Here is a 13,970-nt window from a genome sequence, read left to right on the forward strand (position 1 = left end):
AAGACTGAGCGGGAGGGAGGGGCATGAGCAAGGAGCCCATAGCCGTCGTCGGGGTCGGCCAGACCAAGCACACCGCCGCCCGCCGGGATGTGTCGATCGCCGGGCTGGTCCGCGAGGCGGCCGTGCGCGCCCTCGAGGACGCCCAGCTGACCTGGGCGGACATCGACGCCGTGGTCATCGGCAAGGCGCCCGACTTCTTCGAGGGCGTGATGATGCCCGAGCTCTATCTCGCCGACGCGCTCGGCGCGGTCGGCAAGCCGATGCTGCGGGTGCACACCGCGGGCTCGGTCGGCGGCTCCACCGCGCTGGTCGCCGCGAACTTGGTGGCCGCCCGCGTCCACCGCACCGTCCTCACCCTCGCCTTCGAGAAGCAGTCCGAGTCCAACGCCATGTGGGGGCTCTCCCTGCCCGTCCCCTTCCAACAGCCGCTGCTGGCCGGGGCGGGCGGCTTCTTCGCCCCCCACGTCCGGGCCTACATGCGGCGGACCGGCGCCCCGGCCGCCGTCGGGTCGCTCGTCGCGTACAAGGACCGCCGCAACGCCCTGCGCAACCCCTACGCCCATCTCCACGAGAAGGATCTGACCCTGGAGAAGGTGCAGTCCTCACCGATGCTGTGGGACCCCATCCGCTACTCGGAGACCTGCCCGTCCTCCGACGGCGCCTGCGCCATGGTGCTCACCGACCGGGCCGGCGCGGCGCGGGCGCCCGCCCCGCCCGCCTGGGTGCACGGCGGCGCCATGCGCAGCGAGCCGACGCTCTTCGCCGGCAAGGACTGCGTCTCGCCGCGGGCCGGGCAGGACTGCGCGGCCGACGTCTACCGGCAGGCCGGGATCACCGACCCGCGCCGGGAGATCGACGCGGTGGAGATGTATGTGCCGTTCAGCTGGTACGAGCCGATGTGGCTGGAGAACCTGGGGTTCGCCGCCGAGGGCGAGGGCTGGAAGCTCACCGAGTCGGGGGTGACGGAGATCGACGGAGACCTGCCGGTCAACCCGTCGGGCGGGGTGCTGTCCACCAACCCCATCGGCGCCTCCGGGATGATCCGCTTCGCCGAGGCCGCGCTCCAGGTGCGCGGGCAGGCGGGCGAGCACCAGGTGGAGGGGGCGCGCAAGGCGCTCGGCCACGCCTACGGCGGAGGGTCGCAGTTCTTCTCGATGTGGCTGGTGGGGGCCGAACCCCCGGCCGGCTGACCGTGGCCCGGACCGCCCCCGCCGTACGCCCGCGTGTGCGGTGCCGTCCTTCTTTCGCGGCCTGTGCGGCACCCGCCGCGATCGCTAGGGTGGAGCCGGGACGACGACCTGGGAGGAGCCAACCACGTGGCCGACACCACCACCGAACAGCCCTGGGCAGCCACTGCCGAGAAGCCCGACCTCGACCTCACCGCCGCGCAGTGGAGGTCGAGCAGTCAGGGAGTGGGCGATGTCGAGATCGCCTTCGTCGAGGGCTATATCGCCATGCGCCACGGCCGTCGGCCGCAGGATCCGGCCCTGATCTTCTCCCCGGCCGAGTGGCGCGCTTTCGTCATCGGCGCTCGCGCCGGCGAGTTCGACCTGACCTGACGCTCAGGGGGTGGGTTCCGGGCAGGCGTACCGCCCGCTCGGGCCCCACGTCCGCCGGATGTCGGTCGCGGTGACCGCCCCGCACAGCAGCGCGGTCTCTACGGTGCCCGAGGGCTTGCCGTGGAGGATGGCCACCAGCCTGTCCGCGGTCAGCCGCCCGCCGCCGTTCACCCCATGAGCGTCGATACGGCCCGTCGCGCCGCTGAAGCCGCCGCGGCCCAGGCCCTGGTAGAGCACGGCCTGGACCAGCGCCCGCTCGAGGCGGGGGTCCTGCTTGCCGGTGCCCACCCAGGCCTCGTCGACGGCTTGCGAGAGATAGCCCAGGGCGTCCCAGGCCAGCGGGGCGTGTCCGTCCAGCCGGATCGCCTCACTCGGGGCGCCGGGCTTGTCGCTGAACTTCGCGTCGTAGGCCTCGAGAAAGGCCTGTGCGCTCTGCCCGCTCACCCGCGAGGGTTCGCCGAGCGAGACGTAGTACAGGTTCAGGTGGGGGAAGGCCGTCCACGGACCGCGGTTCTGTAGGAGTGTGTTGGTGACGTCGTCGTCGCCGAGCACGCTGAGTCTTGGACAGCTGTCGGCCACCCGCCTGAACTCGGCCAGGAAGTTGCTGAACTGGCTGGCCCGGGCGGTCCACACCAGCGCCGTCGGCCGCTTGCCGCCGCCGACCGCCTCGCACACCCGCTCCGCCGCTTCCCCCACGGTGGCGACCGGCCGGCCGGCCAGGGCGCCGTGCTGGTCGCTCCCCCCGGATCCCAGGAGCAGCACCTCCAGAGGATCCTGCCGGTAGGCGGCGCGGAACGCCCGGGCCAGGCCGTTGCTGTAGGGGTCGGAGGGGTCGGCGACCACGACGGCCCGTTCGGCCGGCACGGTCTTGCCGTCCGGCAGGGCCACCAGCGAGGCATGCCGCAAGAAGGCCACCATGACCTGCGCGGTGCGGGAGTCGACCGGCGCCATCTGGTAGTAGTGCGGGCCATCGGCCAGCAGCGCGTCAGCCGTGCCCGAGGTCCCGACCATAGGAATGCCGGCCTCGTCAAGCTTGCGGATCGCGGTGTAGGTGGCGCGCCGACTCTGCCCGAACCCGACCACACCGACGATCGACGGATCGCGCCGTGCCAGTTGGACGACGGAGTCCGCGACGGCCGGGGCGTCCTCGTACAGATGCCCGACGTTGGCCACCAGCACCCGCAGCGGCACGCGGTCATCCGCCTTCAGCGCCAGGTTGTTGATGTGCTCCTGCGCGAGCGCGACGCCCAGCAACTCGGGCAGCGTGCCGCCGCGGGCCGGGTCTTCGGCCCCCTCGCCGCCGGAGAACGGACCGAGGTAGACCACGGTGCGGTAGCGGGGCTGACCGGGCTCCAGGTGCCGCATCGCGGCGTCGACCACGCTGTTCTGCTGATCGATCTGCTCCAACACCGCGGTGACCTGTCCCTCACTGTCCTTCGCGAACTGCGCCTTGCCCTCGCGGACTCCCACGCACTGGCCGTCCTGTCCCAGGAAGGTCTGACCCGCACAGCTGTCCCGGCCCCCGCCCACCGGCCCGTGGAGCAGCCCGGCCACGACCGCGAGCACGGCCAGCACGGCCACCGCCACCCCCACGAGCTCGGCGCGCGGGCCCCACCGGCGGGAGGGCACGAACAGGGTGGGTCGGCGGCCGAGCCAGTACGAGGCGCGCTCGTCGTCCTCCGGCCCCTCGCTCACCGGGACGACGATGCCGGTGGGCTGCCCCGCCCGCATGCCCTGCTGTTCGACCAGCGTCAACTCGGCGCCCGCGTGGGCGAGATCGGCTGGCTCGATGTCAGGGATCCGCGCGGCCAGCGACCGCGTCCCGGCCGCGATCGCGATGACCGACGTACAGCGCAGATCCTCGACCGCCGACCGCAACTCGCGCAGAAACCGCTGGACCCGGGAGTCGAGCTCCCCGGCCTCCTCGAACAGCAGCACGAACCGGGTGGTCCGGCGCATCCGCCAGGGGTTGAAGCGGCGCTTGCGCACCGCCCCGTCCAGATCGGCCAGCAACGCGTGCGTCAGCACCCGGTCGAGCCGCTCGGGATCACTGCCCTCCCCGCCGGGGACATGGTCGAGCGCCGAGCGGAAGAAGTCGGTCGGCGGCGTGCCGTGCTGCCGCCGCGCCCACTCCGCGTACCAGCGGCGGTGTCGGCCGCGGCCGAGCATGCGGCGCGAGGCGCGGACCCCGAACAGCCAGCGCGGCAGCTTCTGGAACAGCGGGCCGGCGACGAAGTTCCACAGCAGCTCCAGGAGGGTGCCGCCGCTGGCCTGGTCCCGGCCGCCCACCGCCCACAGTGCACTGGCCGTCCGCGACCAGCGGCGGTGCTCTTCGTAGCAGTGGTCGCGCAGTTCACGGTGGCGGTATTCGACCGGCCCGTCGATGGCGGGGGCCGTCACCACCGAGTGCAGCAGGCGGTAGCCCGGCAGCCTCAGCCGGCCGGTGTCCGCGGGCATGAACTCGGCAAGTTGCAGCGCGATCTGCTCGAAGAGCTCCAGCGGCGGCGGACCGGTCCCGGCGGGTTGCGCGGGCACATACGCATGCGCTGCCAGTACTTCGGTGCGCCCCCGTAGCCGCGCGCGCAGCCCTCGTACGATCCGCTGCCCGGCCCGCCCGGTCCCGGCCTCGTGCAGCAGGACCACCGGCACCCTGCTGCGGCGGCGCCGTGGCTGGGTGACCAGCTTGTCGAACGCCTCGACGAAGCGCTCGACCCCCGGATACGCCGGAATTCGGCCATGAGGATCCCCCGTTGTCATCCCTCTGTCCCCTGCCCCCGTGCCGCACCGGCCCGCCGTACGGGCCACTTGGAGCCATGGTTATCCCCCATATGGGTCCGGGTCATGCTGGTCTGGCTGGGCATGCGTCCGGACGGGACAGGGGCGAGGGCGGGGGCGAGCGGCGTCCGGTTTCTAGGTGAGCACGGCGCAGCCCCTTCTCCTGAGCGCCCGCAGTGGCCGCAGCTCCTCTCCTCGCTCCTCGAATCCGTTCCAGCGCAGATCGAGCTTTTCCAGGGACGGCAGCTCCGCGATCCAGTCCGGAATCCCGTGCAGTCGGTTGCTCCGCAGGTCGAGATGGCGCAGCAGCGGCAGTGCGCACAGTGGCTCGGGCACCGACTCCAGGGCGTTGTCCCGCAGTTCGAGGTGGCGCAGCTGGGTGAACGCGGAGAAGGTGGCGGGCAGGCAGCCGATGCGATTGCCGCGCAGCCACAGCTCCCGCAGCCGGCCGAGCCGCCCGATCGACTCGGGCAGCCCGGTCAGCTCGTTGTGCTGCGCGCGCAGCTCCACCAGGCCCGCCATGTCGCCGATCTCCGAAGGAAGTTCACCGATCCGGTTCTCGCCGACGTTGAGGTACTCCAGCCCGTCCAGCCGACCGAGCTCGGCCGGCAGCCGGGTCAGGCGGTTGTCGTGCAGATACAGATACCGGGTCAGGCCCCGTAGTTCGCCGAGCTCGCGGGGGACTTCGGTGAGCCGGTTGTGCCCCAGGTCGAGCGTGTGCAGCCGACGCAGCCGCCCGATGGCCGGGGAGAGGTGGGCCAGCCCGTTGTCGGCGAGGATCAGCACCCGCAGCCCGGTGCGCTCCCACACGTCCTCGGGCACCTCGCCGAGGCCCGCCTTCCAGAGGTTGAGTACATCCGTCATGAGGGCGGACTCTATGGGCCGCGCCGGTTTGGCCTAGGGCCAGGGGCGGAGTTCGGGGAGCGGCGCCGGGCCGCTGTCCAGCGGGCCGGCGGGGGTGCGTCCGGCCAGCCACGCCGTGAGATCGGCCAGCCGTCCCCGTACGGTCAGCGGTTCGCCGGAGCCGTACGTACGTCGCTCCGGTCCGTCGGCGGCCTCCAGGGTCAGCCGGGTGTCCAGCGGCGCGCGCGGGGCGAGGAAGTCCAGTGCGTGCGCGCAGAAGTCACGCGACCAGTCGCCGGGGCCCCGGCCGAGCAGTGTGTCCGCCGTGTGGAACTCCAACTCCCGCCACCAGCACAGCGCGACGCCCCGCACATCCGAGTCGCGGTAGCGGACCGGCCGCTCCCAGTCCTGTGGGCCCACGGCGGTCAGGGCCCCCTCCACCTCCGTGAGGGTCTCGGCCACGGCGTGTCGCAGCTCGTCCGCCGTGCGCTTCGCGCCCGCCTCGATCCCGGCGTCCCGGGCCGGGCGGCCCCCGTCGTACACCTCGACCAGTTCGCCTTGCATCGCGAACCTGACCTGCCGGGCGAGCGCCGATCCGACGCCGTCGATATGCGCCAGCACATGCGCGCGGCTCCAGCCGGGCAGCGCGCTCGGCTCCCGCGCCGCGGCCTCGGTCAGGCCGTCAAGCACGGTGCGCAGCCGCTGGTGTCCGTCGAGTACGGCGGCGACCACGCGCGCCGCGCCGTCGGCTGGTGTGGTCGCGCTCGTGTCCGGCTCGTTCATGGAGTCCCCTGGGCTAATGGTTGGATTGGGAGGTTACCATTAAGCCATGTCCGATGATCGACTCGCACTCGCACTCGCCGTCACCATCCGCCACGACGGGCACGGCGGGGTGGCCGACGACCTCGCCGCGCCCGAGGGGCTGACCGCCTGGGTGCGGGAGCTGGCCGAGCCGCTGCGGGACGCGCTGGACGCGCGGGCCTTCACCGCGGACGCGCAGGCGCTCGGTGCCGTACGCGACCTGCGCGCCGCCGTCCGCGCGCTGTTCGCCCGCGCGGTCCGGCCCGGACCGCCGAGCTCCGCCGACGCCCACCGGCTGCTGCCCGGGGACCTGGCCGTGGAGCGGCTGAACGCGGCGGCGGCCAGGGTGCCCGGCGCCCCTCGCCTGGAGTGGCCCGAGGACGGCGCCCCCGTGGTGCGCGCCGCGCGGCCGGCGGGCTTCACCGACACCGACCGGCTGGTGGCGGCGCTGGCCCGCGACGCCATCGGGTTTCTCGCCGGGCCCGACCGCGAGCGGCTGCGGGCCTGCCCCGCCCCGCGCTGTGTGCGCTATTTCGTCAAGGACCATCCGCGCCAGGAGTGGTGCAAGCCGTCCTGCGGCAACCGCGCCCGCGTCGCCCGCCACCACCGCCGCCACCGGGCGGAATCCTGAACCCGCCCGCAGGCGAAATCCGCCCGCAGGCGAAAGGATTCGGCCGTCAGGGCGCCGTTGTCGCATACGGGGCGAGGCCCGCCCAGGGCCGCTGCCGCCCGCTGCTCACCGCCGCGATGCCGCGCTCGTCGTACCGGGCGGTCTCGAACGACCAGGCGAGATTGCCCCGCATCACATGCCGCATGCCGTCCACATAGTGCGCGACATGCCGCAGGGTGTCCGCCCCGGCCCCCGCGAGCAGCGCGGGCAGCCGCGCGGCGGTGTCCTCGAACCACCGGTAGCGGGCGTCGGCGAGACGGGCGATATGGCGCACCGCCTCCTCCAGGGTGCCGCCCGCGAGCTCCCGCTGGACCAGCACGCTGTTGTGGACGTCCCCGGCGGCCAACTCCTTGGCCAGGGAGACGATGTCATTGGTGAAGACCACCACGTCGTCGGTGGCCTTCCGCAGCTGCGCGAGCGGGAAACCGCCGTGCACCGCCTCCGGCAGGGCGTATCCGCCGAAGCGTTCGTTGAGGTCCAGACACGGTTGCACACCGATCGAGTGGCGGCGCAGGGCGACCACCGCCTCCACCGAGCGCGGGCGGCTCCCGGTGCGGCCGAGCGCCTCGCGGTGGTAGGAGAGCAGATACTCCGTCCAGTGGTGGCGGAAGCGGTCCCGCCACACCCGTGGCATTCCGTGGTGGATGCGCCGCCACAGGTCGCGGAAGCTTTCGACGAGAGGGCCGCCGGGGGTGTGTTCCGCGGCCGTCCCGGCCGGGTCCTCCGGCTCCTCCGTCACCCGGAAGACGGCGTCCACCAGCCGTGACACCTCCTGGGGCCGGCACCCCAGCTCACCGTCGAACTGGTCGTCGAAGACGAAGTACCACCCGCACAGATCATTGCCCAGCGCCAGATCGGAACCCGTCTCCCCGGGGTAGAAGTGCGCCGCCAGCAGATCGAACCGCAGGGCGTCGTACTCCGCCACCGACTCGTCCCCCTGGAACACGCCGTACCGCGACAGCCACCGGATGGTGTGCCGCCGCGCGGCCTCGGCGTCGGGGCTGATCCGGTCGGAGGCCGGGAAGCCGAAGAGCGCCGCCGGCCCGGTGGTCGCTGGTGGTGAACCTGCCTTGTCCATGGTCCGTATCCGCCCTCTCAGGACACACGGGACCGCGCCGGCGCCTGGGACCGGCCCCCTCCGCGCCACGGTCCTCGCTGCACCCGGACATGGTGGCGCGATCCTTGTGCCCTTCGATAGGGCGCCTGGCGAATTGGCGTGTGCCAATGGCAATGCCGTCAGAAAATTCCCCGCATACGGCGCTACGCAGCGTCCCGATCGGGCTACGCTCAGCAGTACCTGCCGAAGGGGTACGAGCGTGGCGGAGATGATGAGACGACAGGGCCCGGGACGCCGGACACTGCTGGAACGGGAGTCGGAACTCGGCGCGGTGGACGCCGCGTTGACCGAGCTGTGCGGGGGTCCTGCGGCCGACCCGACCGGGCCGTTCACCGGCGGGGTGATCGCCTTCGCGGGGCCGGGCGGCGCCGGGAAGACCGCGCTCCTCGCCGAGGCCCGGCGGCGGGCCGCGGCGCGTGGCTGCACAGTGATCTCGGCGCGCGCCGGCGAGCAGGAGCAGGGCGTCGCCTTCCACGTCGTCCGCCAGCTCTTCCAGCCCGTGCTCGCGGCGACCGGCGAGGACACCCACCGCAGAATCCTCGGCGGCTGGTACGACATCGTGGCGCCCGCCGTGGGCCTGGTGGTCTCGGCCGACAGCGGCGCGCCCGACCCACACGGCGTGCGCGACGGCCTGGACTGGCTGGTGACCGGCTTCGCCGTCCAGCGGGCGCCGGTCGTGATGATCCTGGACGACGCCCACTGGGCCGACACCGAATCCCTCGACTGGCTCACCCGGTTCGCGCCGCGCGTCGTGGACCTGCCCATGCTGCTCGCGGTCGGCTACCGCCCGGAGGAGCTGTCCGCCGACGCCTCGGCGGTGCGCGGGCTCACCGAGCGCCAGGGCTCGCGGCCCCGGCTGCTGGCGCCGCTCACCCCGGGCGCGGTCGGCCGCATCGTGCGCGAGACGCTCGGCCCGGAGGCGGACGACGCGTTCTGCCGCGAGTGCTGGGCGGTCACCGGCGGCAACCCCTTCGAGGTCGTCGAGCTCACCGCCAAGGTCCGCGAGCGCGATCTGAAACCGCAGTCGGTGAACCTCGCCCACCTGCGCGAGCTGGTCTCCAGCGCCAAGGACAGCGGCCTCAACGACCGGCTGACCCGGCTCGGCACCTCCGCCGTCCGGCTCGCCTGGGCCGTAGCGGTCCTCGGCAGCGAGGCCACCCCGGCCCTGGCCGCGGATGTCGCGGGGCTGTCCAGCACCGAGACCGCAGACCTGGCCCTGCGGCTGGCCGACGCCCGGATCTTCGCCCAGCCGCGCCCGGCACCGGAGGAGCGGCCTCTCGAATTCCTCCACCCGCTGATCGCCACCGCCGTCTACCGCGCGATCCCCGGCGCGCTGCGCGTGGCCATGCACGGCAGCGCCGCCTCCACCGTCCTGACCGCGGGCCGCGGCTCCGGGGCCGCCGGCCGGCATCTGCTGGAGCTGCACCCCGAGGCCGACTCCTGGGTGGTGCGCCATCTGCGCGCGGCCGCCCGCGAATATCTGCGGGCCGGCGCGCCCGACGCCGCGCGCCGCTGTCTCGCCCGCGCGCTGCGCGAGCCGCCCTCCCTCCAGGAGCGGCCCGCCGTGCTGTACGAACTGGGCTGCGCCGCCCAGCTCAGCGAGCCCGTGGTCACGGTCAACCATCTGCGGGCCGCCCTGGAGGAGCCCGCCCTCGGCCCCGAGCTGCGCGACGCGGTCACCTTCCGGCTCGCGCAGGCGTACGGCCACAGCGGCCGCATGGAGGAGGCCGCGCAGGTCGTGGCCGCCGAGGCCGGGCGGGCCACCAGCGCCCGCACCCGGCTGCGGATGCAGACCGAACAGATCATGTGGAACATGTTCCGCTCCGACAGCCAGGACTCGCCCGCCCGCTCCCGCCGACTGGCCCGGCTCGCGGACCGCCTCTCCGGCCGCGGCACGGCCGAACGCTATCTGCTGGGGCTGCGCGCCTTCGACGCGATGACGCGCGGCGAACCGGTCGCCACCGCCCTGCGCTACGCCGACGAGGCCCTGGGCGACGGCCTCAGCTGGACCGACGAGGAGTGGGGCTTCGAGGTGCCCATTCTGGTCGCCCTGACCTTCCTCCACTGCGACCAGCCGGGGCGCGCCGAGGAGCTGTTCGCGGAGGGCGTCGCCGAATGCGAACGCAAAGGCTGGCGCGGCGCCCATCTGGCGTTCGGCCTCACCCTCCTCGGCCATGTCCGCTACCGCCGCGGGGCGCTCGCCGAGGCCGAGGAACTCGCCCGCGAGGGACTGCGCGTCGCCGACCTGGTCGGCCCGGAGACCCCCGCCCACTGGACGGCCGTCGGCACCCTCGTCGAAACCCTGCTCGCCCGCGGCCGGGTCGAGGAGGCCCATGAGTTCGCCGCCGAGCACACCTGCGGCGGAAACACGAACATCCCCCAGGCCCTGATGTGCCCGGACGCGCCGACCGTGCGCGGCGAACTGCTGCTGGCCCGCAATATGCACCGCGAGGCCCGGCAGCGGCTCGCCGAGATCGGCCACCGGATGGACCGGCGCGGCATGCGCAACCCCGCCTGGTGCCCCTGGCAGCTGTATCTGGCCCAGGCGCTGGCGCTCACCGAGCCACGGCAGGCCGCCGAGGTGGCGCAGGACGCGGTGCGCCGCGCCCACCAGTTCGGCGCCCACTCCATGATCGGCCGGGCGCTGCACACCGCCGGTCTGGTGGCCCAGGGGCCGGAGCGGCTCAGGCTGCTCGCCGACGCCGTCGACCACCTCGAACGCTCGCCGTCCGCCTACGACCTGGCCCTCGCCCTGGTCGACCACGGCACCCACCTGCGCCGGATCGGGCTGCCCCAGGAGGCCGGGGAGCGGCTCTACCGCGGGCTCGAAGGCGCGGTGCAGTGCGGGGCCGACGCCCTCGCGGTGCGCGCCCGCGACGAGCTGTCCGCCACCGGGCTGCGCCCGCTACAGCTGCGCGCCGACCACGGTTCCCCGCTCACCTCGCAGGAACAGGCCGCCGCCGAGCGGGCCGCCCTCGGCTGGGGCGACGACCGGATCGGCGTCGAGCTGGGTCTGGAGGAGCGCGAGGTGGCGCAGGTGCTGTCAGGCGTCTACCGCAAGGTGGGCGCCGACCGCACCGGGCTGGCCAAGGTGCTGGGCGCCCCGGCCGGCCTCGCCTTCGGCGGCCGTGTCCCGCGCCCGGTGTCCGGGCGCTGACCCGGGCCCGACCCGGACACCGCGCGCGCCGGCGCCGGACCGCCGCCCTGCCGCTCCCCGGGGCGGATTCCGGCGCCGGGCCACGTACCATGTCCGCATGTCGTTCCTCCGCCGCCGCAGCCCCGCCACGCCCACCGGTCCGGACTTCGATGTCCTGGCCATGGACCCGGGGGACTGGCCCGGCGATCTCGGAGCCGGTCTGCTCCCCGCTCCCGACGGCAGCTGCCAGGGTGTCTTCCTGCGCTACGACCTGTTCGGCGGGCGCGGCCCCGCGATGATCATCGGAAATCTGCCCGAGGGGTCTCCGGCCCGTGAGCTGGCCGAGGGGCAGGTGCCGTTCGAGGTGACGCAGCTGCTGGCGGCGCTCGGCAACGACGAGCCGGTTCATGTGGTGGACACCGAGGACACCCCGGTCATGCACGACGACAACCTCCTCATCGTGCGCCGCATCAAGCTCTCCGAGGGCCGGATCTCCTGCGCCCAGTTCGACCGCAGCGACGGTGTCCTGGTCACCATCGCCAGCTGGGACCGCCCCATCACCGACGACCTCTACCGGCTGCTCAAGCCGCTGCCCGCGGAGATGTTCCAGCAGGGCTGAGGCCCGGCACACGGTCCGTCGTACCGAGGGGGTGGCGATGCGGCTCCATCCGTACGACACGTCTTCGTCGACCGCGTCTGCGTTTTCGTCATCCGCGTCCGACGGGCTCTGGTACGACAGGCCGGCCGAGGAATGGGAGAGCCAGGCGCTGCCCATCGGGAACGGCACCCTCGGCGCGACGGTCTTCGGCGGGCTCGCCCGCGAGCGGATCCAGTTCAACGAGAAGACCCTGTGGACCGGCGGCCCCGGCGTGCCGGGCTACGACTTCGGGGACTGGCGCGAGCCCAGGCCCGGCGTGCTGGAGGCGGTCCAGCGGCGGATCGACGAGGACGGCCGCGCCGACCCCGCCGAGGTGGCGGCCCGGCTCGGCCAGGCCAGGACCGGCTACGGCGCCTACCAGACCTTCGGCGACCTGTGGCTGGAGTTCCCCGGCGCGCCCGGGACCGCCGACGGGTACCGCCGCGAACTCGACATCCGCAACGCCATGGCGACCGTGGTGTACACCGCCCAAGGGACGCGTCATCAGCGGGAGTTCTTCGCCTCGTACCCCGATCGGGTGATTGCCGGGCGGCTCAGCGCCGACCGCCCCGGCGCGGTCGGCTTCACCCTGCGCTACACCTCACCGCGCGCCGACCACCGGGTGGCGGCCGAGGGTGCCCGGCTGACCGTACGAGGCGCCCTGACCGAGGGCGGGCTGCGGTTCGAGGCCCAGGTGCGCGTGGTGGCCCCGGGCGGCACCGTCACCGCCGGGGACGACGGCACGCTCACCGTCGCGGGCGCCGACAGCGCCTGGTTCGTCCTCGCGGCCGGGACGGACTACGCCGACACCCACCCCGGCTACCGGGGCGCGGACCCCCACCGGGCGGTCACCGAGGCCGTGGACGCCGCCGCCCGCGAGCGCTACCCGTCGCTCGTGACGCGCCATGTCCGCGACCACCGGCGGCTGTTCGACCGGATGTCCCTCGACCTCGGCGGGCAGGCCCCGGCCGAGGAGCCCACCGACCGGCTGCTGGCCCGGTACACCGGTGGCGACAGCCCGGCCGACCGGGCGCTGGAGACGCTCTACGTCGCGTACGGCCGCTATCTCCTCATCGCCTCCTCCCGCCCCGGCTCCCCGCTCCCGGCGAACCTCCAGGGCCTGTGGAACCACACCACCGCCCCGCCGTGGTCCGGCGACTACCACACCAACATCAACCTCCAGATGAACTACTGGCCGGCCCACCCCCTGGCCCTCGCCGAGACCACCGAGCCCCTGCACCGCTTCATCACCGCCCTGCGCGCCCCCGGCCGCCGCTCGGCGCGGCGGATGTTCGGCGCGCGCGGCTGGGTGGTGCACAACGAGACCAATCCGTACGGCTTCACCGGCGTACACGACTGGCCCACCGCCTTCTGGTTCCCCGAGGCCGCCGCCTGGCTGGCCCACCACCTCCACGAGCACTACCGCTTCACCCTCGACACCGGATTCCTGCGCGAGGTGGCCTACCCGGCGATGCGGGAGGCCGCCGAGTTCTGGCTCGACACGCTGCGCACCGACCCCAGGGACGGCGCGCTCGTGGTGACCCCGAGCTACTCGCCCGAACACGGCGCCTTCACCGCGGGCGCCTCGATGTCCCAGCAGATCGTCCACGGCCTGTTCACCGCCACCCTGGAGGCGGCCCGCGAACTCGGCGACGACCCTCCCTTTCGTGATCACCTCCAGCGCGCCCTGGCCGCCCTCGACCCGGGGCTGCGCATCGGCTCCTGGGGGCAGTTGCGGGAGTGGAAGGACGACCTGGACGACCCGGCCGACGACCACCGCCACGCCTCCCATCTCTTCGCCCTCCACCCCGGGCGGCAGATCGAGCCGGACACCCCGTGGGCGGACGCCGCCAGGGTGTCCCTGGACGCGCGCGGCGACGGCGGCACCGGCTGGAGCAAGGCATGGAAGGTCAACTTCTGGGCCCGGCTGCGCGATGGCGACCGCGCCCACCGGCTGCTCGCCGAGCAGTTGATCCACTCCACGCTGCCCAACCTCTGGGACACCCACCCGCCGTTCCAGATCGACGGCAACTTCGGCGCCGCCGCAGGAGTCGCGGAGATGCTGCTCCAGAGCCACCACGGCGTGGTCGACGTGCTGCCCGCCCTGCCGGGCCGCTGGCCGGACGGGGCGGCGCGGGGCCTGCGGGCGCGCGGGGACGTGACCGTCGACCTCGTCTGGCGCGGTGGCCGGGCGCGGACCATCGCCCTCACCGCCGGCCGGGACGGGGCCATACGGGTGCGCAGCGGCCTCTTCGACGCCCCGTACGCCGCCCACGACACGCACGACACCACGGGCGCCGCCGCGGCCACAGGAGCCACAGAGGGCCGCGAGGCGGCCGTCCGGCACGAAGCCGGCACGGTCACCCTCGCGGCCCTCAGCGGCCACACCTACACCTTCACCACACGCGACTGAGCCGCGGGGCGGGCCGGAC

Annotated in this window: 10 protein-coding genes; 6 read left to right on the forward strand and 4 right to left on the reverse strand. The window is 73.8% G+C overall.

Features of this window, described 5'->3' with window-relative positions; translation table 11 throughout:
• Window positions 1-23: 23 nt before the first annotated feature.
• Both ABTY62_RS04140 and ABTY62_RS04145 read left to right on the forward strand, forming a co-directional pair.
• The gene (locus ABTY62_RS04140) at window positions 24-1,190 is read left to right on the forward strand and encodes a thiolase family protein (protein WP_352127787.1); all 1,167 of its coding nucleotides are present in this window, start codon (window positions 24-26) and stop codon (window positions 1,188-1,190) included.
• A gap of 126 nt (window positions 1,191-1,316) precedes the next feature.
• Window positions 1,317-1,559, forward strand: coding sequence for a DUF397 domain-containing protein (locus ABTY62_RS04145; RefSeq protein ID WP_352127788.1), 243 nt, complete (start codon window positions 1,317-1,319; stop codon window positions 1,557-1,559).
• Window positions 1,560-1,562: 3 nt separating this feature from the next.
• Here ABTY62_RS04145 and ABTY62_RS04150 read toward each other — a convergent pair whose 3' ends face one another.
• The 3 genes from ABTY62_RS04150 to ABTY62_RS04160 form a co-directional block, all read right to left on the reverse strand.
• Window positions 1,563-4,316, reverse strand: a complete 2,754-nt coding sequence (locus ABTY62_RS04150; protein WP_352127789.1) for an ABC transporter substrate-binding protein — start codon at window positions 4,314-4,316, stop codon at window positions 1,563-1,565.
• Between the two features lie 153 nt (window positions 4,317-4,469).
• Window positions 4,470-5,198 (reverse strand): leucine-rich repeat domain-containing protein, encoded by a 729-nt coding sequence (locus tag ABTY62_RS04155; RefSeq protein ID WP_352127791.1) that lies wholly within the window; start codon window positions 5,196-5,198, stop codon window positions 4,470-4,472.
• Between the two features lie 33 nt (window positions 5,199-5,231).
• Complete coding sequence (locus tag ABTY62_RS04160; protein WP_352127792.1) at window positions 5,232-5,960, reverse strand: maleylpyruvate isomerase family mycothiol-dependent enzyme; 729 nt, start codon at window positions 5,958-5,960, stop codon at window positions 5,232-5,234.
• A gap of 46 nt (window positions 5,961-6,006) precedes the next feature.
• On the opposite strand from ABTY62_RS04160, the gene ABTY62_RS04165 reads away from it, so the two are divergent.
• Window positions 6,007-6,609 (forward strand): CGNR zinc finger domain-containing protein, encoded by a 603-nt coding sequence (locus ABTY62_RS04165; RefSeq protein WP_352127793.1) that lies wholly within the window; start codon window positions 6,007-6,009, stop codon window positions 6,607-6,609.
• A gap of 46 nt (window positions 6,610-6,655) precedes the next feature.
• Here the strand turns inward: ABTY62_RS04165 and ABTY62_RS04170 are convergent, their stop codons facing one another.
• Window positions 6,656-7,726, reverse strand: coding sequence for an isoafricanol synthase (locus tag ABTY62_RS04170; RefSeq protein WP_352127794.1), 1,071 nt, complete (start codon window positions 7,724-7,726; stop codon window positions 6,656-6,658).
• A 250-nt stretch (window positions 7,727-7,976) separates the two neighbouring features.
• Here ABTY62_RS04170 and ABTY62_RS04175 point away from each other — a divergent pair, with 250 nt between their 5' ends.
• From ABTY62_RS04175 to ABTY62_RS04185, 3 genes are all read left to right on the forward strand, one after another.
• Window positions 7,977-10,922 carry an ATP-binding protein gene (locus ABTY62_RS04175; RefSeq protein ID WP_352127857.1) on the forward strand — a complete coding sequence of 982 codons (2,946 nt, stop codon included), beginning with the start codon at window positions 7,977-7,979 and terminating at the stop codon, window positions 10,920-10,922.
• A 97-nt stretch (window positions 10,923-11,019) separates the two neighbouring features.
• Window positions 11,020-11,520, forward strand: coding sequence for a hypothetical protein (locus ABTY62_RS04180; protein ID WP_311723086.1), 501 nt, complete (start codon window positions 11,020-11,022; stop codon window positions 11,518-11,520).
• Window positions 11,521-11,557: 37 nt separating this feature from the next.
• On the forward strand, window positions 11,558-13,951 hold the full coding sequence (locus ABTY62_RS04185; RefSeq protein WP_352127795.1) for a glycoside hydrolase family 95 protein: 2,394 nt from the start codon (window positions 11,558-11,560) through the stop codon (window positions 13,949-13,951).
• The last annotated feature ends 19 nt before the right edge of the window (window positions 13,952-13,970 follow it).

Source organism: Streptomyces sp. NPDC097640 (assembly GCF_040302705.1).
Classification (GTDB): Bacteria; Actinomycetota; Actinomycetes; order Streptomycetales; family Streptomycetaceae; genus Streptomyces.